Origin of the sequence: Desulfobacter vibrioformis DSM 8776 (assembly GCF_000745975.1) — a bacterium.
GTDB classification, from domain to species: Bacteria; Desulfobacterota; Desulfobacteria; order Desulfobacterales; family Desulfobacteraceae; genus Desulfobacter; species Desulfobacter vibrioformis.
This window is the reverse complement of the sequence record NZ_JQKJ01000013.1, coordinates 14,567-38,189: the sequence shown is the minus strand read 5'-3', so window position 1 is coordinate 38,189 and position 23,623 is coordinate 14,567. Positions and strand designations below refer to the sequence as shown.

Genomic DNA, 23,623 nt, shown 5'->3' with positions numbered 1-23,623 from the left:
ATGATTGAAAACATGATTGTCGCCGCTGCCGTGTGTGGTGCGGTTTTCTACCTTTACCGGCAATGGAAAAAAATAAAAAATGCTGATTCCCCCTCGTGTGCCGGATGTAATGCATGCGCAGGCAGCAAAAAAAACAGGTCAAACGCCATTTTCGATTCCATGGAAGAGGCAGAAACAAAGGAAAAATAAATGACACAACATACCAATGCCCATTCCCGTTTAGCACACAGTTTTCTACCTTTTCTGATCCCGGCACTGATCTGTCTTACGGCAGCCAGTGCATTGGGCCACACCCTTTACATCCAGCCCACCCGGTTCACGGTCGATGAAGGCAAATCCATTCCGTTTTTTTTCTGTTACGGCCACTTCATCCCCGTGGCCGACGCCATCCGGGGCAAAAAACTGAACCTGGTCCAGGTGATCGCCCCTGACGGCAAGGCCCGGGTCGTTGAGATCATGGACGCCAAGGGACTGCATTCGCACATGGTGGAATACAATGCCCCCGGTATCTGGGGGGTGACAGCGCAAACAACGCCAGGCTATTACACCTTTTTCAAGGATACCAACGGCAAAGAACGGCATGCCATCAAATCCATTGACAAGATCAAAAATCGGCTTGGCACGGTAATAACAAGCTACTATTCCAAACAATACGCCAAAACCTATGTTAAATGCGGCATCCCCAAAGGGCCTTTTCCTGCAAATCTGGGTCTGCCCCTGGAACTTATACCTGCAACCGATATTTTTGGCCTCAAACCCGGGGATACCCTGGAACTTCAAGTTGTCCTGGATGGGAAGCCATATACAGGCGAAGGGACCTGGGATGCCACGTACATGGGGTTTTCCACCCTGGCTGAAGACAATTTTTACCCGCACACAAACGTTAATGGATCTAAGGTTTCCATTCCTCTACCCAATCCGGGCAGGTGGTTTATCCGGTATTTTATTAAAGTGGATGCACCTGAGCAGGAGAAGGACAAATATCTGCAGATGAAGCTGACGGCTTCATTGACATTACAAATTGATAATGAACGCAAACGCCCTGAATCCAAATCCCATTAGGCTTTAAATTTCAAATTTCAAACAATCGCCTTTTGCCGCAGCCAGTATTACGTTGACGTGTCATGCCCGGATTCCGGGGCCGGATCTTATAGATTCTTAAGCCCCGGACAGGGCAAAACCTAAAACAAATCTTATACAAAACATATTGACGCCCTGCCCTGCCTGCATTAGAGTAACCATGCGTTAATCGGAAGCGCTCCTGTCTCCTCTCTTTATTTTGCCGCTTTCAACGCCAAAGGATTTGGTTCATGCAAAAACGCTTTTCTTTTCTGTCAGGCCCCCCCTGGCCAGTCATGTGTATGATTTTTCTTTTTGTGACTCTTTTTGCGGGCTGCAACGCCGTGGGACCGGATTACAAACAGCCGGACCTTTTCCCGAAAGGGGCCTGGCATGCGCCCATGCAGGAGGGGTTGGCGCAAACGCCTTCAGCCCCTGAACAGCTCGCCCAATGGTGGACGGTACTCAATGACCCGGTGCTCACGGATCTGATCTTTTGTGCGGTTCAAAACAATCTGGAGATAAAACTGGCCCTGGAGCGCATTCGCCAGTACAGGCTGCTCAAGGCAATTGAAAAGGCAGATGAACTGCCCGCCGTCAATGCCTCGGGCGGGGCGTCCTGGGCCGGGACCAGCAATGAAAAGGGTACCGGCACCGTTTCAAAATCCTATAATGCCGGCCTTGATGCCAGCTGGGAAATTGATCTGTTCGGCCGGATTCAGCGCTCCATTGAAGCCGCGGACGCCAGCCTGGCCGCCAAACAGGAAGCATGGCGGGACGCCTTGGTCAGTCTTGTGGCAGACCTTGCCGGCAGTTACATTGATGTACGGACCGCCCAGATACGTCTTCACGTGCTCAATCAGAACATTGCCTCCCAGACCGAATCTTTCCAGCTGACCCAGTGGCAGAACCAGGCAGGTCTTACCGATGAGCTGGATGTCCACCAGGCCCGGTACAGCCTGGAACGTGCCAAAGCCCAGGTTCCCGCCCTTGAATCCACCCTGGCCGAGGCCATGAACCGGGTGGCGGTGCTCTCGGGCCTTGCCCCGGGCACCTTGAATAATAAACTGACAGATCCCAGGCCGTTGCCCCAGCTTCCGCCAGCCATTGCCGTGGGGCTTCCCGTGGACGCCCTGCGAAGGCGGCCCGATATCAGGGAAGCTGAATACGAGCTCATTGCCCAGACCGCCCAGGTGGGGGTAGCCACGGCAGGCCTTTATCCCGATCTGACCCTGTCCGGTTCCATCGGTGTCAACGCCCTGAACCCTGCCGAACTTATTGACAATGCCCTTGATCCATCTCACTGGGCCCGGTCCCTGGCTGCAAGTCTGTCCCATACCCTGTTTGATGCAGGCTCTATCCGTAAACACATTGCAGTCCAAAGCTCATTACAGGAACAGGCCCTGATCCAGTATGAAACAACCATCCTGTCGGCCCTGGAAGAGGTGGAAAACGCCCTGATTGCTTATGCCAAGGAGCAGATCCGTCTGGACCATCTAAGTGTTGCCGCTGAACAGGCCCGGATGGCCGAAGACCTGGCCAAAAAAAAATACGAATCCGGCCTTATTGATTTCAGCACAGTACTGACATCCCAACAGACCGTGTTATCCTATGAAAGCGATCTTGCCACAAGCCAGGGCACCTGTGTATCCAACCTGATCACCCTCTATAAAGTCCTTGGCGGGGGCTGGTCCCCGGCCGGATCCAACAACACCACAGGCGGACAAAACAGATCTGAAGCACAGCAAACCCCTTAACATCTCCGGAGTTCCCATGGATTTAACCGATGATATCAATGACAGATTAAACGCAGCCCACTCCCCAAAAGGCAAAAAGCGCATTTTCATAATTCTATTGGTTCTGGCACTTGCCGCAGGCGGGGCGTATTTTTTCCTGCTGCCCCAGGGCCTGCCAGGCGGCAGTTCCGGCCCGGACCCGGGAATGGCCTTTAAAACCGCGCCTGCCGCTGTCACCGATATTCACGTAACAGTCTCCGCCACAGGCACCCTGGAACCCACCAACGAGGTGGAAGTAGGCAGTGAATTATCCGGCACCATCAAGGCTGTTTTTGCTGATTACAACGACCAGGTCACCGAAGGACAGGTCCTTGCCCGGCTGGACATCACGGATCTTGAGGCCCAGGTGCGCAAAAGCGAGGCATCCCTGGCTTCAGCCCGGGCATCAGTGCGCCAGGCCCAGGCCACAGTGAAAGAGACAGACCGGAAATTAAAAAACCTGAAAAAAGTCCATGAATTAAGCGGCGGCAAAGTACCGGCCCAGACCGACCTGGATGAAGCCCAGGCCAACTATACCCGGGCCTTGGCTGACCAGGCCAGTGCCGAAGCCAGTGTGGCCGAAGTCCAGGCCTCTTTGGACAGCACGTTGACCGAATTGTCCAAGGCAGACATTATCTCCCCTGTGAATGGTATTGTCCTGACCCGGGACATTGAAAAAGGCGCCACCGTAGCCGCCTCATTTGAAGCCCCGGTGCTGTTTACCCTGGCAGAAGACTTAACCCGGATGAAGCTGAACGTGGATGTGGACGAAGCAGACATCGGTGTGGTCAAGGAAGGGCTTAACGCCCACTTTACCGTGGATGCCTATCCCAAACGCAAATTTGAGGCAAAAATACTGCAGGTCCGGTTCAATGCCACCACCACGGACGGGGTGGTCACCTATGAAACCATCATGACCTGTGACAACGGCGACCTGGCCTTACGCCCGGGCATGACTGCCACGGCAGACATTATTGTTGAGCAGGCGGACCAGGTATTGTCCGTACCCAGTGCGGCCCTGAGATTCTCTATGCCCAAACCCGGGGAAAACAACAGCAAACCATCGCTGTTAAAGATGTTCATGCCAGGTCCGTCCAGGCGCGGCGGCCAGTCGGCCAAGCACGTGACCATCACAGGCGGCAAAAACCAGGACACCCTATGGATTCTGGATGAAAACAAGCGACCAAAGCCTGTGCCTGTCAAACCGGGCCTGAGCGACGGCATTCACACCCAGATTCTGGAAGGGGAGATCACCCAAGGCACCGAAGTTATTATTTCCGCGACCACAAAGGGCAAGTAACGCCATGGCTGACAAAAAACATGCGTTGATTTCCCTGACCCGGGTCACCAAGGCTTACGGCAGCAATGAAGCCAGGATTTTTGCCTTGCGCGGCATTGATCTGTCCATTGAATCCGGGGAGTTTATCTCGGTGATGGGACCGTCCGGCTCGGGCAAATCCACCTGCATGAACATTCTGGGATGCCTGGATACCCCCACATCCGGCCAGTATAAGTTTGGGGGGGTGGAGGTCAGCCATATGAGCCGTAAACAGCTGGCTACCCTGCGAAGATTTTACCTGGGCTTTGTATTCCAGGGATTCAACCTGCTTAACCGGACCACGGCCATGGAAAATGTGGAACTTCCTCTGGTGTACAGAGGCATGCCGCCCAAAAAACGCAAAGCCCTGGCACGCAAGGCCCTTGAACAGGTAGGGCTTGCAGGGCGCGAAGCCCACACCCCCGGCGAGTTGTCCGGGGGGCAGCAGCAGCGGGTGGCCATTGCCCGGGCCATTGCCACCACACCTTCGGTGTTATTTGCCGACGAACCCACGGGTAACCTGGACACAGCCAAAAGCCATGAAATCATGGAACTTTTAAAACAATTGAACCAGGAGCAGAAAATCACCGTGGTCATGGTCACCCATGAATCCGATATGGCCGCTTACTCGGACCGGATCATTCACTTTGTGGACGGCCAGGTGGCAGACGTTGAAAACGGGCAGACCCCGACAGCAAAAGGAGGCCAGGACCGATGATCCGGAACACGTTTATCCTGGCTTTCCGGGGCATCCGGCGCAATGTCATGCGCTCGGTGCTCACCATTTTAGGTATTATCATCGGCGTGGCCGCCGTGATCACCCTGGTGACCATCGGTAACGGCACAACGGCCCAGGTGACCCAGCAGATTGCCGCCATGGGCACCAATGTGCTGCTCATTAGCCCGGGCCAGCGCCACGGGCCTGGCGGGGCTGCAGGCGCCCCGAATTTTTCGGTCAAAGATGTCCAGGCCATTGAACAGCAGATCAATGATCTGGCAGGCGTGGCCCCGGCCGTATCCGCATCTGCCGTGGCCGTGGCGGGCAACCAGAACTGGAGTACCAGCATCACCGGCACCACCAACGATTTTTTTACGGTACGCAACTGGACCATAAAAGCCGGGCGAACCTTTTCCCAAAATGAAATCAACGCCGGGCGAACCGTATGTGTGGTGGGGGACACCATCAGGGTAAACCTGTTTGGCGACACAGACCCTGTGGGGCAAAAACTGCGCCTGGGCAGGGTCTCCTGTCAGATCGTCGGCCTTTTAGAGGCCAAGGGCAACTCCTCCATGGGCCGGGACCAGGATGATTGTGTCATCATGCCCATGAAAGCGGTCCAGCGGCGGTTTTCCGGCAACAAGGACATTCCCTTTATCCAGGTGGCTGTAAAAAGCGATGCATCCACCACCACGGCGTCGGCCGCCATCCAGTCACTGTTGAGAAAACGCCGGCACATCGCCGACAATGAAGAGGACAATTTCAGGATCATGGACACCAAGGAACTTGCCACCATGCTCACCTCCACCACCAAAACCATGACCGCTCTTCTCGGTGCCGTGGCTGCGGTGAGCCTCCTGGTCGGGGGAATCGGTATCATGAACATCATGCTGGTCTCCGTGACCGAGCGCACCCGGGAAATCGGCATCCGCCTGGCCATCGGCGCCTATGAACATGAAGTGCTGCTCCAGTTTCTGGTGGAATCCGTGGTGCTCTCCTCTTTTGGCGGCATTTTCGGCATCATCCTGGCCCTGGCAGCCTCCTTTGGCGGGACAAAAATGCTGGGGATTCCCTTTGCTCCGGATATCTCCATCATCATTATTGCGTTTTTCTTTTCTGCGGCAGTGGGTGTGGTGTTCGGGTATTTCCCGGCCCTGAAGGCAGCCCGTATGGATCCCATTGACGCGTTGCGCCATGAATAATCACCATTGAAATGACCGACTATGGACAACCCGGGCAGTTCTGGCAATGTAAAAAACACCCCATCAACACAAATTGTGGCATATGGAGTATCAAAAACGCAACTATTCAGTCCGTTTTTTGGTTTCAATGTCAATGATGGCTCTTAGCCCACAGGTGACGGGATCATAATCAGTGTATTGTTTTCCGTAGGTCATGTTGAATTGGTAATCAATGTTGCCCAGATTCTTCCCCTGGGTATGCTGAAGCAGGGTCTCCAGTTTATCAAGGGCCTTGGCAAGCCTTGCCTCTTGAGATCCTGCATTTTCATACTCATCCCAGAGATCAAGAATTTCTTTTTGCAACTCCGGGGGCAAAGGACGGGCAAGTTCCATTAAATCCTTTCGTTCCTCCACACCCTTGTTTATATCGCCTGTCTGATCAACCGCGGAAATGTCACCGTTCAGGGCTTCGCCCAAATCATGGACAACGCAGAGTTTGAGCAATTTTTCAATGCTTATTCCCGGGAACTCTTTTTCCAGAACAATAGCCATCAGGCACAGCCGCCAGCTATGTTCTGCAGTACTTTCATGTCTGCCTTTTGATGTATATGAACTACGAATGGTGTCTTTAAGCTGTTCCGCGTTCTTTAAAAAATGAAGTATCCCTTCCAATTTACCGGTATCCATGGTTTTACCTTAATTCTCCTTGTCTTTTGATCAATCCGTATACTGTGGTATTTATACCTTTGATTTTCAGTAACCCTATCTAAAACAGTAATGATAAAAAAGGACATTTGTCCCGGAACATATATTATGAAATCCATAAGATCGGATCTGGCAAAACAAATTCTGCAATTGGTTGAAAAAAGGATGAAAACCCATCCGCACCAGATCGTAGAGAATATAATTTCATCCGGCAATGTGATAATTGAACAGGATGGTGCCCCAAAGCAGTTGTATTTCATTCTTCAGGGAAAAATGAAAATTTTTCATACTACCTTAAAAGGCCGTGAATACCTGATGGCCATGGCAGGGCCCGGGGAACTTGTGGGTGAAGTGGAAATTCTGACCAATGAAAATCATATCTGTTCGGTCAAAGCCTTGACAGACTGCCGCCTGGGTGTGGTAGGCAAAACCCACTACCTGGAGTGGCTTAGGGAAGATCACAGCTTTTCCCTCCTGGTGAACCAATCCATCTGTTTCCGGCTTCAGAAAATCAGCGCAAGGGCGGCAATGCACTTGATATATCCCCTGGAATATTCAGTACTCAAGTATATCAAGGATGCGGTCCAGGCAAGCCCTGACCAAAAGCTGTGCGTGTCAAAAAAGGAACTGGCAGAGTACCTTGGAACCAGTCCAAGGAGCATCAATCGCATCATAAAAAAACTTGAGGAGCAGGAACTATTAAGCGTTTCCAGGGACGTACTCCGCGTGGTGTCCATGGATTTCCTGGAACGGTTTCTTTTAGTCCATGAACATTAAAACAGGGGGTCATCTATCTCTAAAATTGTTAATGAAGGCAAAGGCATTGTTGTTTCGGGGAACCAGCAAAATGACAGCTATCACCATATAATGAATTGTCATTTGTGTTTATGTAATTGATCTGTAAGCAAAAAACTCCTGAATTGCACACGGAAAAGTGCGTTAAAAGATAGATGGTTGATCTGGACTTTTTTAAAGGCTTGATTCCATGCTGGAATACTGTTAGATTTCCACCCTTAATTTATACTATTTCAAGGCCTTTGCATGAATCAGGCAGGTTAAAGAGACATCAATGACAAACCCCGTAAACAAGATATTAGACAAAACATTATTACCGGAAATCAAAAAACGCAGAACATTCGGCATTATCAGCCACCCGGATGCCGGCAAAACAACATTGACGGAAAAACTGCTGTTGTTTGGCGGTGCCATCCAGCAGGCCGGTGCCGTGAAATCCAAGAAAGCCGCCCGGGCCGCCACCTCGGATTTTTTATCCATTGAACAGGAAAGAGGTATTTCCGTATCATCTTCCGTGATGAAGTTCAATTATAAGGATTATGAAATCAATCTTCTGGACACCCCGGGACATAAGGATTTCAGTGAGGACACCTACCGGGTGCTCACCGCGGTTGACTGTGCCGTGATGATCATTGACTCCGGCAAGGGGGTGGAACCCCAGACCCAGAAACTGATGGAAGTATGCCGGATGCGTAACACGCCGATTATCACCTTTATCAACAAGCTGGACCGGGAGGGGCTCGAACCCCTTGATCTTTTTCAGGATATTGAGGATAAGCTGCAGATCGAGTGCGTGCCGTTGACCTGGCCCATCGGTATGGGAAAGCGGTTTAAAGGGGTGTATAACCTGGAAGAACAGCAGCTGGGGATTTTTACGCCGGGATATACCCCCAAAAATGACGACGGGGTATTGATCCGGGATCTTGATGATCCCATGCTGGATGAGCTGATCGGCCAGAGCCGGGCTGATCAACTTCGCGAGGATGTGGAACTGCTTGCCGTGGCTGCTGAACCCTTTGATCTCAACCTTTATCTCAACGGCACCCAGACCCCGGTGTTTTTCGGTTCAGCTATCAACAATTTCGGAGTCCGGGAGATGCTGGACGCATTTGTCCGGATTGCACCATGTCCCGGGGTCCGGCCCACAGCAAGCCGGGATGTGGATCCTGCCGAAGCTGCATTTTCAGGGTTCACCTTTAAAATCCAGGCCAACATGGACCCCGAGCACAGGGACCGGATCGCTTTTTTCAGGATCTGTTCGGGGAAATTCACCAAGGGCATGAAGGTGAGGCACCACCGTATTGGAAAAGATATCAAGATTGCCAATGCCACCATTTTCATGGCCCAGGAGCGGTCCAATGTGGAAGAGGCATATCCCGGAGATATCATCGGCATCCACAACCACGGCACCATCAAGATCGGGGATACCTTTACCACAAAAGAACCTTTGAAATTTTTGGGCATCCCCAATTTTGCCCCGGAACATTTCAGGCGGGTGCTGCTTAAAGATCCCTTGAAAGCCAAAGCCCTGACCAAGGGGCTGACCCAGCTGGCAGAAGAGGGCACCATCCAGGTATTCCGCCCGTTGCACGGCAACATGCATATCATCGGTGCCGTGGGTGTGCTCCAGTTTGACGTGACCATGGCACGGCTTAAGGCTGAGTACAATGTCAGTGCAGGATACGAGTCCATTGACCTGTCCGTGGCCCGGTGGGTGGGATGCGAAAACGAAGCACGGCTCAAAGAATTTATCCGGCAAAACGAATCCAGCCTGACCCGGGATGCAGAAGGGCGTTTGACCTTTCTGACCACAAGTGAATATCAGCTTGGGTTTACCCGGGAAGACTGGCCGGACATCGAGTTCCATAAAACAAGGGAACACAACGAGTAGGTTTGACAGACAGCTATATTTTATTTGAAGCATAATGCGAGATCCTTTCAGAAAAATACCGTTTAACTATACCTCGGCCGGGGACGACCAGATCATTGCACATTTGTTCGGCAATGAGATCCTGAGCACCATTCAAATCCTGGAAACGCTTAAAGGCACAGGCCGCTCCTCCCGCCTTCTCCACCGTTTCATGGGGGACCTTTTCATCATCAACCGGAATGCCTTTCTGTTCCAGGAGCTGGTGGAACACCCCATGCTGAGACGGCGGCTGTTTACCGAATTTGAAAATGACCTTTTCAATATTGCCGGGCATGCCGAACACGAGGAAGTCCGTATCGTGCTTGACGCCTGCAGATCCTCACTCCGGCAGCTCAAGGACCAGATCCGTGCCGTGGCAAAGGAACAGACCCGGGTAACACGGCGGCTTTCCCCGGTTGCCGGCAAGGCCAACATATGCTTTGACCCCTTTAACATTACATCCCATGCCACGGACGCCACGGACTGGCGAAGATACATGCCCGCTGCAGTGCTGCGGCCGGACCGGGAAGACCAGATCCCCAAACTGGTAAAAAAATTAAAAAACCTAAGATTTCATATCATTCCCCGGGGCGGGGGCACCGGGCTAACCGGCGGGGCCACGCCCCTGGCCCCGGACTGCGTCATGATCAATACGGAGAAACTGAACACCATTTTTCCCATTGAACACCGCAAAACCAAAGACGGCAGGGATTATGCCGTGATGCCGCTTCAAGCCGGTGTCATCACCCAGAATGCCAAGGATGCGGCAGCGGCCCAGGGGTATATTTTTGCCACGGACCCCACCTCTGCCTGGGCCTGCACCATTGGCGGCAATCTGGCGGAAAACGCCGGGGGCAAAACAGCCGTACTCTACGGTACCGCCATTGACAATGTCCTTGCTTTCAGGATCACCATGCCCGACGGCCGCCTGCTCACAGTGGCGCGCCAGGACCATCCCCTGCGCAAAATCCGGTACGAGGATACGCTTCGTTTTGTGGTGACAGATGAAACCGGGCAGATCCTGGACACCATTGAGCTGACCGGGGCGGATATCCGTAAAAAGCACCTGGGCAAGGATGTCACCAATAAAGTTTTAGGCGGTGTACCCGGGTTGCAGAAAGAAGGGTGTGACGGCATCATTACCTGGGCCGAATTTATCCTCTATCCTGAGTTTGCACACAAGGCCACCTGCTGCATTGAATTTTTCGGCAATGACATGACCGAGGCAGGCAAGGTGATTACCCAAGTCTGCACCCGGTTTGACAACAGCGATCCCGCACTCATGGCCCTGGAACATTTTGACGAGGAGTACATCAAAGCCATCAAATACAAGACCAAACGGTCTGTGGGAGACAGGCTTAAAGCCGTATTGCTCATTGATATGGTTTCCAATGATGCGGTCACCCTTGACCAGGGTCTGCGCGGTCTTGAAACCATCCTGGAGCCCTATGACAAGACCGGGCTTTCCATTGCCCGGGACCGGGCCGAAGCCGCCCGTTACTGGGAAGACCGCAAACGGCTGGGTGCCATTGCCGCCCATACCAATGCCTTCAAGCTCAACGAAGATATTGTTCTGCCCATTGACAGCCTGGCCGATTTTGTCAGATTTGTTGACCAAACCAATATTGAAGAGAAAAAATACACCCAGGGCCGGATTATTCTAAATATCCTGACATATCTGGAAACGGCCATTCCCCTTTCCGATCCCCAGTGGCTGGGAAAAAAGGTGGGCCGGATCAAGGATATTGCTTACAGCATCCGTAAAAAGCTCGACATTGCGTCCCGGGACGCCCTGGAAGCCTTTATTCACACCAAAAATTTCCACGGACAGATCCAGGATCATCTGCGCGGATACAGCCAGATTCTCTCCAATGTGGAAGGTATTTACAATGATACCCTGAGCCGTCTCATTGTCATTGCCACCCACATGCATGCAGGGGACGGCAACGTACATGTGAATATCCCGGTGTTTTCCAATGACAGGGCCATGCTTGCACGGGCCCACATGACCGCTGACAAGGTCATGGCAAAGGCTGTGGCCCTTGACGGTGTGGTCTCCGGCGAGCACGGTATCGGTGTCACCAAATTCAAATACCTGAATGAGGATCAGGTGAACCAATTTGACGCGTATCGCAAACAGGTGGACCCGAACGGGCTGATGAACCCGGGCAAGCTCTCCGAGCCGGATATCCTGAACAAAATGTTCACCCCGTCGTTCAATCTTCTGGAACTTGAAGCCCAGATTCTCAAGCACGGCTCCCTGTCCGACCTTGCCGCAAACATTTCCCATTGCGTTCGCTGCGGCAAATGCAAGCCCCAATGCCCGGTGTTTTATCCGGCAAGGAACATGTTTTTCCATCCCAGGAATAAAAACCTGGCGATAGGCGCTTTGATCGAGGCGTTGCTTTACATTACCCAGCGGATCCAGTCCACAAAATTCAAGGTACTCAAAAACCTTGAACAGATTGCCGATCACTGCACCATCTGCCACAAATGTCTTGACAAGTGCCCGGTTAATATTGATTCCGGGGTCATTTCCATCAAGGAACGTGAAATCCTGAAAAAAATGGATTTCAAGCATACGCCCGTATCCACACAGTTAACCCTTGGTTATCTGGGGAGTCGCAACCAGATACTGAACCCGGTCATTCGTACAGGGCTTCTGGCAGGCGGAAGTTCTGCCCAGCGTACAGCGGTGAAACTTGCAAAACCCATCTCTTTTATACCGGCGTTAAAGGAAACAAGACCGCTGCAAATGCTGCACGCTCCGGTGTCCCAGCCGGGTCTGACCACGCTTCGGACCCACCTGCCCCATGCGGACAGAAACCAGGCCATTTTATTAAACCCTCCTGGAAGAGCAGTGTCCACGGTGTTTTATTTTCCAGGATGCGGCAGTGAACGCATGTTTTCCAATATCTCAAAGGCGACCATTTTTCTGCTGCTCTTTCAGGGGCACCAGGTGGTGCTGCCGCCGCCATATCTGTGCTGCGGGTATCCGTTGAAGGTAAATGCCCGGACAAATGAGGCCCAAAAGGTCTCTCTTGAGAACACCATTATCATGACCCAGATCAGGGACATGTTCAATGACCTTGATTTTTCAGGCGTCATTGTCTCCTGCGGCACCTGCATGGAATCTTTGTCCGATCTGGGCATAACAGATCTGTTTGGCGCCAGGCTGTTTGATATCTCGGGATATCTGTTTGAAAATGGTCTGACCATAGCGCAACCCCAAACCTGCCTTTACCATACCCCCTGCCATGACAGTTTGAAGGGCACGGCAGGGGCACAGCTTGCCAAAGCAGGCATTGATGCCCGGGCCGTGCCTTACTGCTGTTCCGAAGCCGGAACCATGGCCCTGTCCCGTCCGGATATCAGCTACAGCATGTTTTTAAGGAAACAGGATGCCATTGAACAGGCGCGTCAGGGCCTGGATAAGACCCCAAAACCCAAAATCCTGACCAACTGCCCTTCCTGTGTCCAGGGGTTGGGCCGCCAGCACCAGGTGACTGCCGTGCATATGGCCGTGGAACTGGCACGGCTTACAGGCGGTGCCGGCTGGATGAATCAGTTCCGGGCATTGATTAAAAACCTGGAAATCGTTACCTTCTGACATGAACCTGATACTGCTGGAAGACCGGGATTTCATAAGTCCTGACCGGGTGCGGCTCCAGGATGACCGGTGCAGCCATATTTTCCGGGTGCTCGGGGCAAAGCCGGGGGATACCCTTGTCTGCGGAAGGAAAAATTCAAAAATGGGCACAGGCCTGATCGTGTCCATGGACCGGCAGTCCATTGAAATGGATGTTCGCCTTGACCAGGACCCGCCAGCCCCCCTGCCCCTGACCCTGGTGCTGGCGTTGCCCCGCCCCAAGATGCTTAAACGGATACTTCAAAGCCTTGCAAGCCTGGGCGTGAAAGAGATTTTTCTGATCAATTCCCGGCGGGTGGAAAAAAGTTTCTGGGATTCAGGCGTATTGTCCCAAGCCGATATCCAGCGCCATCTTGACCTGGGCCTTTGTCAGGCCAGGGATACCCTTGTCCCCCGGGTATATCTGAAACGTTTTTTTTCTCCCTTTGTTAAAGAGGAGCTGCCGCAACTGTGCAGAAACAAAAAAAAAATTCTTGCCCACCCCCAGGCCCAAGCTTTCTGTCCGGTGGGCCTGAATTCCGATACAGTGCTTGTGATCGGCCCCGAAGGCGGATTCATTGATCTTGAAGTCCGGACCCTTGCGGACAAAGGGTTTGAGCCCATGACCATGGGGCCCCGTATTTTGCGGGTGGAAACGGCCGTAACCGCGTTGGTATCCAGGATTTTTACCTGAAATGTTGAGCTGTTATATTAAGGGAATAAAAAATTAAGGATAAAACAGGAGATGAGAAAGAATGGATAAAAAAATAGATAAAAACAGACAAGAGGCCTATGAAAGCCTGCCTCCCGGTATCAGAGAAAGCCTGACACCCGAAGAAAAAAAACTGTTTTTAACAGCCGAGCAATGGCCTGACAGCCTTTTTACCAAACTGGATGAATTTATTATTAAAGATAGAGATTAGCCGGTTCATTGACATCAGCCGATCAAGAATTTACTATTGAATTAATTCAATTTTTAAATGATCGGAAGAGGCATGAAAACCAATGACCGGCAGAATGCAGCAAGCCCGCCCCTGGAAAAATATGCCAGGTATGCCAATGTACTCCAGAAAACAAAATGGGCCAGGGAATTTTCCTGGGATCATATCAAAAAAATATGTTTATATATTGAACCGGTGATGGCCAAGCCAGGGGCCATCGTGTTCAAGGAAGGGGATACGGACAAAAGCTTAGGGATCATTGTCAAGGGTGCCATTGACATTATTAAGGAAAACACCCGGGTAGCCACCCTGACCAGTTCCCAGACATTTGGCGAAATGGCCCTGATCGACGGTGAACCACGCTCTGCCTCGGGCATTGCCGTGAAAGAAACCGTAATTTTTTTTATGACCCAGGATAATCTGATTCGCCTGACCCGGGACGATTCACAATTGGGAGTCCAACTGCTGTGGAAAATCTCCAAGCTCATCAGTCAGCGGTTACGTCAGACCACGGGGATGCTGGTGGATTATATGGGAGAATATTGAGCTTGCAGCAATGACCAGGAAATAAAGAAACATGATCACAGAAGACGAATTTAAAGAGATCTCATTTGAAGAATTTGAGCAGTACCGCGCGGCAAACAAGGAAGCCGATTTTATAGTGGTTGATGTCCGGCAGGAACGTGAATATACAGCCGGGCATGTTCCGGGGGCAAAACTGATCCCCTTAAACACCCTGGGCAATCATCTACCTGAACTTGCTTTGGACAAGGATCTGTTTTTTTACTGCCATAGCGGACCCCGTTCTGAGGTGGCCGGGATTATGGCCGCAGAAAGCGGCAGGGACCCGCAGAAAACCTACAATATCACCGGCGGGTTTCGTTCATACCAGGGCCATTCCCTGGAAGGATTTCCCCGGCTCCAGGTTTTTGACTATCAAGAAAGCGATGACAAACTGCTTTATCAGGCAATGGAACTGGAAAAAGCCGCAGAGCGGTTTTATGAAACCATTCTCTCCTTTGCCCCGGATGAAAAATTTACAGGGCCCATTGAACAACTGGCAAAGGCGGAAATCGCCCATGCCCGAACTATTTATTCATACTGGAAGCAAACCGTTGAGAACCCTAAACCCTTTGAGGACCTTTATGGCGCTCTGAAAGGGAATATCCTTGAAAATGGCCAGCCCCTTTCCGAAGTGACGGCTGCGTTGCACGCAAACAAAGAGATTGCATGGACAGATGTCATTGAGATGGCTCTGGGCATTGAAATCCAGGCCTATGATCTTTACCGCACCATGGCAGACCGCCGGGGGCCCGGGCAGGCACAAAACGCCTTTCTTTCCATTGCCCAGATGGAGAAATCACATATGAAACAGGTTGCGCAAATGCTTTCGGATGATTAAACCCCATATTAACAGTGTCAGGTGCCGCAAAAGGTCCGGGTCACCCGTTCTTCGCTGGCAGGGGCCTGGGCATAATCGGTAAACTCCGGCTGTTCGGTAAAAGGATTTTCATAAAGCATTGCCAGCAGGTGTACCTGGCTGAAGTCATCTCTGGCTTCCGCCTCCTCGATGGCCTTGTGAATCCGGTGATTTCTTGGAATAAAAAGGGGATTGACCCGGTTCATTTCCGCCTGAATGATTTCAGGCCTATTCACTGTTGCCAGGCGCTGCTGCCATGTTTTAAGCCAGGCCGCAACGGCATCCGGTGCTTTGAAAAGTTTCCGGAATTGCGGCGTCATGTTCGAATCTTGCCGGGTATGATCTGCCAGATAGCGAAAGGTCAGGGTAAAATCGGCTTTTTGATTTTCCATGAGAGCAAGCAGTTCCCCAAGAAGGGAATAATCCTGGTCTTCAGGAGTTTCTATCCCGATTTTTTTGAGCATACCCACTTTTCGGGCGTAAAGAAATTCCTGTTCAAAGGCGGCCAGGGCCGCATCAATCACCTCCGCTGCCTCGTCATCGGTTTTCCCTAAAAGCGCGTGTAAACAAATGCCAAGACAGTGCAGATTCCACTTCATGACAGTGCCCTGATTGGCATATCGGTATCTTCCCATGGTATCAATGGAACTGAAGACCATGTTTGGATCATAATGATCCATAAAGGCGCAGGGGCCATAATCAATGGTCTCCCCTGAAATTGAGGTGTTATCCGTGTTCATGACACCGTGAATAAATCCAAGCTGCATCCATTTGGCCACAAGCCGGGCCTGCCTTGTGGCAACCGAGGAAAAAAATTGCCTGTACCGGTCTTTTTTTTCCATAATTTCAGGATAATGGCGGGCAATCACGTAGTCGGCAAGCTTGCGTACTGCTGCGTCATCACCCCGGGCGGCAAAATACTCGAAACTGCCCACCCGGACAAAACCCGATGCGACCCGGGTCATGATGCCTCCCGGATGGATCCCGTCCTCGCGCAGGATTTGTTCCTGGGTAGTCACGATTGCCAGGGCCCGGGTGGTGGGCACCCCTAACGCGTGCATGGCCTCACTGACAATGTACTCACGGATCACAGGCCCCAGGGGGGATTTGCCGTCTCCGCCCCGGGAGAACCGGGTCCTGCCGGAACCTTTGAGTTGAACATCCAGGCGTTTGCCGTCCGGGGTGATTTTTTCTCCGAGCAGAATGGCCCGGCCATCGCCAAGCTGGGGAACAAAACTGCCGAATTGATGCCCGGCATAGGCCATGGCAATGGGTGTGGAATCTGCAAAAACAAGATTGCCTGCCAGATAATCTGCCAGTTCCGGCGTCTCTTCAGTAAACGTAAAACCCAGTTCCCGGCCCAGTTTCAGGTTGTACTTTTGCAATACAGGATCATGTACGGCCTGGGGCATACTGGGTTCATAAAACTTATTGGAAAGAGCGGCAAAATTGTTTTCAAATCCGGCTTTAAGGGTTGACACAGCTGTTGTTTTTTTCATATATGCGCTCCTTTTGTTGCCTTTCAGGAAGGCTGTTTTTCATTATCCTTATTCAAACGATAATGCATGAATACGAAGACGTCATCATCCATATACGTTTCTTTTACATCATGGCGGTTTTTTTGCTGTTGCTATCAGTTGAAAAGGCTGGTATTTGACTGAAAACAATTATAATAAAGGCTTTTTTCATGGCTAACAGTCTTTACATCACGCCCACTGAGACCCGAAGCGGAAAATCCCTCATCGTTCTTGGCATCATGCAGCTTTTGCTCAAAGATATCCGGATTGTGGGGTTTTTCAGGCCCATTATCAACCCGGACGAAAAAGGGGCCAGGGACCATGATATTAATCTGGTTCTTTCCAACTTCAACCTTGCGCTGACGTATGAAGAAACCTATGCCTACACCCTGGAAGAGGCCAAGCAGATGGTCAATTCCGGCCGCCAGGCAGAGATGATGGAAACCATTTTAAACAAGTATAAGGCCCTTGAGGAAAAAAGCCGTTTTGTCCTGTGCGAAGGCACTGATTTCGCAGCCGGTTCCGAGGCCTTTGAATTTGATATCAATGCCAAGATTATTGCAGACATAGGATGTCCGGCCCTGGTGGTCTCCTATGGATATGAAAAGGATGCCGAACAGGTAATCACCTCGTGTCAGCTGGCTGTGGAAAGCTTATGCCACAAAGGAGTGGATGTGCTGGCCGTGATGGTTAACCGGGTGGTGCCCGGATCTTTGGATAGCCTTAAAATCGCTTTGGACAGGGCAATTAACCGGCCCGAAGTTCTGGTTTATACCATTCCTGAAACCCAGGCGTTAAGCCGTCCTTCGTTTCGGGATCTGATCCCGGTCGTGGATGCCCAGGTTTTGTACGGCAGGCAGGGGCTTGAAAATCAGATTTCAGGATGTGTGATTGCGGCCATGCTGGCCCCCAATTTTCTGGCCCACATTAAAAAAGACTACCTGGTCGTTACTTCCGGAGACCGGTCCAGCATTGTTATCACCTGCATTGCTTCCCGGCTTTCCATGGCCTATCCAGATATCGCAGGCATCCTGGTCACCGGCGGTATTCATATTCCCGATTCCATCATTCGACTTATCCAGGGCTGGAAGGAACTGCCGGTGCCCATTCTGCTGACCCGGATGGATACCTATACGGCTGTCAAGGCGGTTGACCGGATTTACGGCAGGATTTCGCCGGATGATCCCCAACGCATTGCCCTGGCCCTGGGTGTTTTTGAAACAAATGTGGATGCCGGTTCTTTAAGGCAGCGGCTGGCAGCCAGAAAATCGGTGCGCATCACACCCCAGATGTTTGAATACAGCCTTATTGAGAAGGCCAAAAAGGATCGCCAGCATATTGTGCTGCCCGAAGGCAGCAGCGACAGGATTCTGAAAGCCGCTGATATTCTTCTGCGGCGCTCATTCTGCGATATCACCATTTTAGGCAGGTCCGAAGCGGTTGAACGCAGGGTCAAGGAGCTGGGGCTGAACCTGTCCCAGGCCCGGATTATCCAACCCGATGCCAGCCCCTGGCTGGACGATTATGCCCAGACCTATTTTGAATTGCGCAAACACAAGGGCGTAACCCTGGACATGGCCAGGGACACCATGACTGATCCGTCTTACTTCGGCACCATGATGGTGCATAAAGGCAATGCCGACGGCATGGTATCAGGCTCTGTGAATACCACGGCCCACACCATTCTTCCGGCATTCCAGATCATCAAGACCCGGCCCGGCTCCTCCATTGTGTCGTCTGTTTTCCTCATGTGCCTGAAAGACAGGGTCCTGGTGTTTGGCGACTGTGCTGTGAACACCAATCCCACGGCTTCCCAGCTGGCCGAAATTGCGGTGATTTCAGCCGGGACCGCTTCCATTTTCGGCATTGAACCCCGGGTGGCCATGCTCTCTTATTCCACTGGCTCTTCAGGAACGGGCGCAGATGTGGACAAGGTGATCCAGGCCACGGCCATGGCCCGGGAAAAGGCCCCGGATCTTCCCATAGAAGGCCCTATTCAGTACGATGCAGCCATTGACCCGGCCGTGGCCATGACCAAGCTGCCCGACTCCCAGGTGGCCGGACGGGCCACAGTATTCATTTTCCCGGATCTGAACACCGGGAATAATACTTACAAGGCTGTCCAGCGGGCCTCGGAAAAGACTGTGGCCATCGGTCCCGTGCTCCAGGGGCTGAAACGGCCCATTAATGATTTGAGCCGGGGATGTACCGTGCCGGATATTGTAAATACCGTGGCGATAACAGCCATCCAGGCCCAGGCCGGAAACGCACAAAATTAAGAAAATGTATTATGAATATTGCCGGACTGCGGCGCATGTGATATTTCTCAGTGATTCAAATCAACTGATTCCCATGGAGGAAACGTAACTATGGAAGAATGTCCCTGCGGAAGCACCCTTGCCTATGCCGAATGCTGCGAACCTGTTATTACCGGAACACAGCCTGCCCGGACAGCACAACAACTTATGCGGGCTCGTTATTCCGCCTATACAAAGGCTGACACGGACTTTATTTTTAACACCACCCATCCGGATCACCGGGACGGGTACGACCATGACAGCACAAAATCATGGGCCCAGGATTCCGAATGGCTGGGCCTTGAAATCGTTGCAACAGAAGCCGGCTGTTCCGAAGACCAGGAAGGTACGGTTGAATTCATAGCCTCTTACCGGGCAAACGGCACTGATCAAAAACACCATGAGCTTGGCCGGTTTTCAAAGCAGGACGATGCCTGGCTGTTCACCACCGGTGAGATGGTGAAACCCAAACCTGCTGTTTCCACCAAGGTGGGCCGGAATGCGCCCTGCCCCTGCGGCAGCGGGCGCAAGTACAAGAAATGCTGCGGTAAATAAAAAATATTTTTTAAAAATACAATTTATTGAACCTGACATCAGCCCGGACTCTTTTTCAGGAATCCGGGCTGATGCCGTCTTGATATTCTCAAGTTGAAAATTTAAAACAGGTAGCCTTTCTAGTTGGAAACAGCCTTAAGTTGGATAATATAAAGGGTGTTTCCGTCCACAGTGCCGGCCCCGGGAAGAATTTTTTGGATCACTTCTCCGTCTTTTACAGACACGGCAAAATCGTCATCATTTAAAATACCGATGGTGGTGTCGCTGATCAGCCATATCCCTTCCATTTTTTCATGGGGATAGTGGTTGGGAAGCGCCTTTACCACATCAGCCACCAGCACTTTTTTGACAGGCGTAATACCGGAAGCCTCGATATCTTCCCATGAGCACTGTTCCAGGGTTTTCCCCTGGATCGTCAAACCGTCCCGGGCATTGAAATCGCCGGAGACATCAGTGGCACCGTTCAGACTGATTTTATAGATGTGTTTCTGGGCGTCCTCTTTGCCCGAAAATTTACCATCCCTTTCAATAACCAGAAATTCCTTGTTGTTCAGGGCGGTAATCTCAGAATTGGACAGCCATTTGCTGTTCTGCCTGTAAAGGTATTGATGGGTTTGGGCTGTTTCAAGGTCAAAGGAGACGATCCTTGTGACCGTGGGATTGGTGACTTCTTTTTTGGACGGATTGTACAGGGTGGACTGCATAATGCCCACCAGGGTTTTCTCATCCGGGGTTATGGCCAGGCCTTCCATGCCCCTGTTGGCTCTTCTTCTTTTGAATACGGCGGGCAGTTTTCTTTTTCCTGTATCAACACCCACGGGGCTAATTCGTTCCAGTTCCACGCCATTGGCATTGTAGTGCACAATATGGGGACCGTATTCGTCGCTGATCCAGAACCCGCCGTCTTTCAGCGCCACAAGTCCTTCACCGTCCAGACCGTAGTCATCATATGAGAGTACCTTGCCGTCATTGTCATAGGGAATCTCGCCTGTGGTGCCGCGGCCCTCGGGGTTGGGAAGCCCGGTAATGGGCTCGCCTGCAGGGTTTTTCAAAAGGATTTCTTTCTCCATGGTCACGGAACCGTCAGTATTCACTTTAAAAAGGCCGATCCGGGGGGTGTATGAGGCCACAGGAAATTTTTTACCTTTGCCCGCTTCCCCCTTGTACGTCGCATTGGGACCCCTGTCTGTCAGGGCATAAAACATATTGCCTGCACTTGGATGGGCAACGGCAGATGAACCAAAACCGCCGTTTCTGATCTCCGTGCCGTTGGGAAGGGTTGTTAAAACCGAATACGGCAGGTCAGCACCGCTGTCGGAAATCGACTGGATGCTGCTTGGGGTTGTACCGGCACAGGATGCCAAAAGCATGGTCAAAACGCATGCAAACAGGACTTTCTTCATTTTTCCTCCGGATTATTATCTAACGCGGGAAACCCGCAACCCAATTGCCCCTCCTCATTTTCTTGTTTTTTTTTGACAGAAACTGAGGAGTAAGGCACTAACGGTCAGGATTGAAAACAACATCTGGACTGATTTCACATGAATCGTGTGAGTTTTTTATGAGATATCGGTGAGGAGAATATTGGTTCTATCCAGGCGCAAGGTTGGGACAGCAAAAAAGCGCTTCCCAATCCATTAATTCTGATGCCGGTAAATGTGTGGGACAGATGTGGTTTAAGAAAATAATGCGCCGCAGGAACTGCCATATTTAAAGAAAGGGGGTTCCTGCGGTCATTTGATAATCTTGGGCTTAAAATGTAATTACTCTGTATCCTTTCTCAATGAACGCGCCCATGGACGGATGATTGGCCATATCCCCAACCAGAGGGATTCCTTCTTTTTCAATGGGATCCAGGGCGTCAAGTTTGGTTGCACAGGCCTTGCAGGCGCCGTAAATAAGGCCTGCATCCTTGGCTTTTTTGTAAAGAGGATTTAAAAAATGCCCTGATTCAGACATGGGCCCCACAAGCTTGACCGCTTCTCCTTCCAGGACAATAAGTCCTTCCTTGCCCCGCTGTTTCAGGTCAAGACCGTTGAGAAGCACGTGGATAAAGCATAAAGGGTCTCCCCGGAATGCAAATAATACGACTTTTTCCATGATAAACCTCCTGATTTGGGTTTTGATATAGGTTTGTTTGCAACTTATTTTATGTTGTGCACCGCAAGGGGTGGCGTCAACCCCTGGCTGCAAAAACATCAGGACCAATTAGTGATATTACCTTTCAACCGGTCCTTTTTCCATGTATGATTAACATTTAAAGGATCACGATATGGTCAATATCAAATACAAAATTATTCTGGCATTCAGCTTTATTGTGCTTTTACTTGCGGCAACGGGATTATTTTTGATTCAAAGCATGGAAAGCCTGGCCAAGGAAACTGAAAATATATACAGACATCCTTTTGCCGTCAGTAATGCCACACGAGATATCAGGGTTTATATCCTATCTACTCAAAATCATCTTACAGAGATCATGCTATCCCGGGATGACGAGACATTCGGCATCCTTGTGGAAAAAATCCGTTTAAATGAAAACAGGTTCCGGAAACAGTTTGAACGAATTAGTGAACGATTTCTAGGTGATCAAAAAGATGTCAAAACAATGCTTGACGCATTTACCCAATGGCAGGAAATATACGAATCAATCATTTCCGCAAAAAGAAAAGGTATGACAGAAAAGGCGATGCACATCATGCATGGGCAATTGCCGAAAAGCACGGAACAGCTCGAGTCCGCAATACAGTTCCTTGCCGATTTTGCCAATGCCAAGGCCAACGAATTCTATACGTTGACCCTGGAGCGTAAAAAGGGCTCTTTGGTTATGTTTACCTCATTGCTGACGCTGACCATTGTCGGATCGTTGTTTATCCTTTTTTACGTTGTCAAAAATCATGATTTTGCCCAAAGGGAGATCATGCGTTATTTTCATCTCATTGATCAAAATATCATGCTGGCATCAACAGACACCCAGGGCCGGATCGTGGATATCAGCAATGCCCTGTGCCGGTATCTGGGCGTAACCAAAAAAGAGATGATGGGAAAACCATGCCGCTTTTTTACTGATGATGATCAAAACGATCTGTCAGATGAAATTGTCAGAATCGTGGAGACAGGCAAAAAGTGGCAGGGGAATATAAAAAAAGTTTTCGGCGATTCAGATATCCGCTGGATTTACCAGGTTGTCCATCCGGTTTATGATGAGGATTATAAGATATCGTCCTATTCACATATTATTAATGATGTTACAGACAAAAAGGCGCTTGAAGCGTTGTCCGTCACCGATAAGCTCACAACGCTGTTCAATCGAAGATTTTTTGATGATATCATTGAAAAAAAGATCCGCATGGCCCACAGAACAGATGCTTTTTTAACTTTGGCAATGATGGATATCGACTTTTTTAAACGATATAACGACCATTACGGACATCCTGCCGGAGATGATGTATTAATTCAGGTGTCAGGGGCGCTTAAAAATAGCGCAAAACGTCCGGATGATTACATTTTCCGGGTTGGTGGAGAAGAGTTTGCCATCCTTTTTCCTGGAACCGACCCCGCCAATTCCTGTCAATTTCTTGAAAAGATCAGAAAAAACATTGAAGCATTAAAAATTACCCACGCGTACAATGATGTCAGTGCATATATTACTGTATCCATTGGTGCCAGGACATATAAAGGGAGTGAAATACCCGATAAGAACCAGTTTTACAGCCAGGCCGATCACTGTCTTTATGAAGCCAAAAAACAGAGGAATAAAGTTGTATGTCTATAATCATCTGAGATCTTTAATCCTGCTTTGTTTGAA

Annotated in this window: 20 protein-coding genes; 16 read left to right on the top strand and 4 right to left on the bottom strand. The window is 50.7% G+C overall.

All coding sequences use genetic code 11. The features are described 5' to 3' along the window. The 6 genes from Q366_RS09740 to Q366_RS09715 all read left to right on the top strand — a co-directional run bounded on the left by Q366_RS09740 (nucleotide 1) and on the right by Q366_RS09715 (nucleotide 6,072). Nucleotides 1–189: a FeoB-associated Cys-rich membrane protein gene (locus Q366_RS09740; RefSeq protein ID WP_035238534.1), complete on the top strand. Its 189-nt coding sequence runs from the start codon at nucleotides 1–3 to the stop codon at nucleotides 187–189. After that, a complete protein-coding gene (locus tag Q366_RS09735) occupies nucleotides 190–1,062 on the top strand; it encodes a DUF4198 domain-containing protein (RefSeq protein ID WP_035238532.1) in 873 nt (290 codons plus the stop codon). Nucleotides 1,063–1,310: 248 nt separating this feature from the next. Continuing rightward, entirely contained in the window at nucleotides 1,311–2,816 is a 1,506-nt protein-coding gene (locus Q366_RS09730) for an efflux transporter outer membrane subunit (protein WP_035238530.1), read from the top strand. A gap of 16 nt (nucleotides 2,817–2,832) precedes the next feature. Then, nucleotides 2,833–4,134, top strand: coding sequence for an efflux RND transporter periplasmic adaptor subunit (locus Q366_RS09725; protein WP_035238528.1), 1,302 nt, complete (start codon nucleotides 2,833–2,835; stop codon nucleotides 4,132–4,134). A 4-nt stretch (nucleotides 4,135–4,138) separates the two neighbouring features. Further along, a complete protein-coding gene (locus tag Q366_RS09720) occupies nucleotides 4,139–4,870 on the top strand; it encodes an ABC transporter ATP-binding protein (protein ID WP_035238526.1) in 732 nt (243 codons plus the stop codon). Beyond that, a complete protein-coding gene (locus Q366_RS09715) occupies nucleotides 4,867–6,072 on the top strand; it encodes an ABC transporter permease (protein ID WP_035238524.1) in 1,206 nt (401 codons plus the stop codon). Before Q366_RS09720 ends, Q366_RS09715 begins: the two co-directional genes overlap by 4 nt. Nucleotides 6,073–6,174: 102 nt before the next feature. On the opposite strand, the gene Q366_RS09710 is transcribed toward Q366_RS09715, so the two are convergent. Further along, a complete protein-coding gene (locus Q366_RS09710) occupies nucleotides 6,175–6,738 on the bottom strand; it encodes an HD domain-containing protein (RefSeq protein ID WP_035238523.1) in 564 nt (187 codons plus the stop codon). A gap of 126 nt (nucleotides 6,739–6,864) precedes the next feature. Here Q366_RS09710 and Q366_RS09705 point away from each other — a divergent pair, with 126 nt between their 5' ends. From Q366_RS09705 to Q366_RS09680, 7 genes are all read left to right on the top strand, one after another. Beyond that, nucleotides 6,865–7,533 carry a Crp/Fnr family transcriptional regulator gene (locus tag Q366_RS09705; protein WP_035238521.1) on the top strand — a complete coding sequence of 223 codons (669 nt, stop codon included), beginning with the start codon at nucleotides 6,865–6,867 and terminating at the stop codon, nucleotides 7,531–7,533. Between the two features lie 292 nt (nucleotides 7,534–7,825). Further along, nucleotides 7,826–9,442, top strand: coding sequence for a peptide chain release factor 3 (locus tag Q366_RS09700; RefSeq protein WP_035238519.1), 1,617 nt, complete (start codon nucleotides 7,826–7,828; stop codon nucleotides 9,440–9,442). 34 nt (nucleotides 9,443–9,476) lie between these two features. Then, nucleotides 9,477–13,070 carry a DUF3683 domain-containing protein gene (locus Q366_RS09695; RefSeq protein ID WP_035238518.1) on the top strand — a complete coding sequence of 1,198 codons (3,594 nt, stop codon included), beginning with the start codon at nucleotides 9,477–9,479 and terminating at the stop codon, nucleotides 13,068–13,070. Nucleotide 13,071: 1 nt separating this feature from the next. Then, nucleotides 13,072–13,782 carry a 16S rRNA (uracil(1498)-N(3))-methyltransferase gene (locus Q366_RS09690; RefSeq protein WP_035238517.1) on the top strand — a complete coding sequence of 237 codons (711 nt, stop codon included), beginning with the start codon at nucleotides 13,072–13,074 and terminating at the stop codon, nucleotides 13,780–13,782. A gap of 61 nt (nucleotides 13,783–13,843) precedes the next feature. Beyond that, on the top strand, nucleotides 13,844–14,011 hold the full coding sequence (locus Q366_RS21545; protein ID WP_169742951.1) for a hypothetical protein: 168 nt from the start codon (nucleotides 13,844–13,846) through the stop codon (nucleotides 14,009–14,011). 72 nt (nucleotides 14,012–14,083) lie between these two features. Then, complete coding sequence (locus tag Q366_RS09685; protein ID WP_035238515.1) at nucleotides 14,084–14,575, top strand: cyclic nucleotide-binding domain-containing protein; 492 nt, start codon at nucleotides 14,084–14,086, stop codon at nucleotides 14,573–14,575. 31 nt (nucleotides 14,576–14,606) lie between these two features. Then, nucleotides 14,607–15,431, top strand: a complete 825-nt coding sequence (locus Q366_RS09680) for a rhodanese-like domain-containing protein (RefSeq protein ID WP_035238514.1) — start codon at nucleotides 14,607–14,609, stop codon at nucleotides 15,429–15,431. Nucleotides 15,432–15,448: 17 nt separating this feature from the next. Here Q366_RS09680 and Q366_RS09675 read toward each other — a convergent pair whose 3' ends face one another. Beyond that, nucleotides 15,449–16,948, bottom strand: coding sequence for a protein adenylyltransferase SelO (locus tag Q366_RS09675; protein ID WP_035238513.1), 1,500 nt, complete (start codon nucleotides 16,946–16,948; stop codon nucleotides 15,449–15,451). A 188-nt stretch (nucleotides 16,949–17,136) separates the two neighbouring features. On the opposite strand from Q366_RS09675, the gene pta reads away from it, so the two are divergent. Both pta and Q366_RS09665 read left to right on the top strand, forming a co-directional pair. Continuing rightward, a complete protein-coding gene (pta, locus tag Q366_RS09670) occupies nucleotides 17,137–19,245 on the top strand; it encodes a phosphate acetyltransferase (RefSeq protein WP_035238512.1) in 2,109 nt (702 codons plus the stop codon). A gap of 90 nt (nucleotides 19,246–19,335) precedes the next feature. Then, the gene (locus tag Q366_RS09665; protein ID WP_035238511.1) at nucleotides 19,336–19,818 is read left to right on the top strand and encodes a YchJ family protein; all 483 of its coding nucleotides are present in this window, start codon (nucleotides 19,336–19,338) and stop codon (nucleotides 19,816–19,818) included. A gap of 119 nt (nucleotides 19,819–19,937) precedes the next feature. On the opposite strand, the gene Q366_RS09660 is transcribed toward Q366_RS09665, so the two are convergent. Both Q366_RS09660 and Q366_RS09655 read right to left on the bottom strand, forming a co-directional pair. Next, the gene (locus tag Q366_RS09660) at nucleotides 19,938–21,221 is read right to left on the bottom strand and encodes an esterase-like activity of phytase family protein (protein WP_035238510.1); all 1,284 of its coding nucleotides are present in this window, start codon (nucleotides 21,219–21,221) and stop codon (nucleotides 19,938–19,940) included. Nucleotides 21,222–21,570: 349 nt separating this feature from the next. Then, a complete protein-coding gene (locus Q366_RS09655; protein ID WP_035238636.1) occupies nucleotides 21,571–21,918 on the bottom strand; it encodes a hypothetical protein in 348 nt (115 codons plus the stop codon). 172 nt (nucleotides 21,919–22,090) lie between these two features. Here Q366_RS09655 and Q366_RS20835 point away from each other — a divergent pair, with 172 nt between their 5' ends. Beyond that, nucleotides 22,091–23,590, top strand: a complete 1,500-nt coding sequence (locus Q366_RS20835; RefSeq protein ID WP_084691769.1) for a diguanylate cyclase — start codon at nucleotides 22,091–22,093, stop codon at nucleotides 23,588–23,590. Nucleotides 23,591–23,623 lie beyond the last annotated feature (33 nt).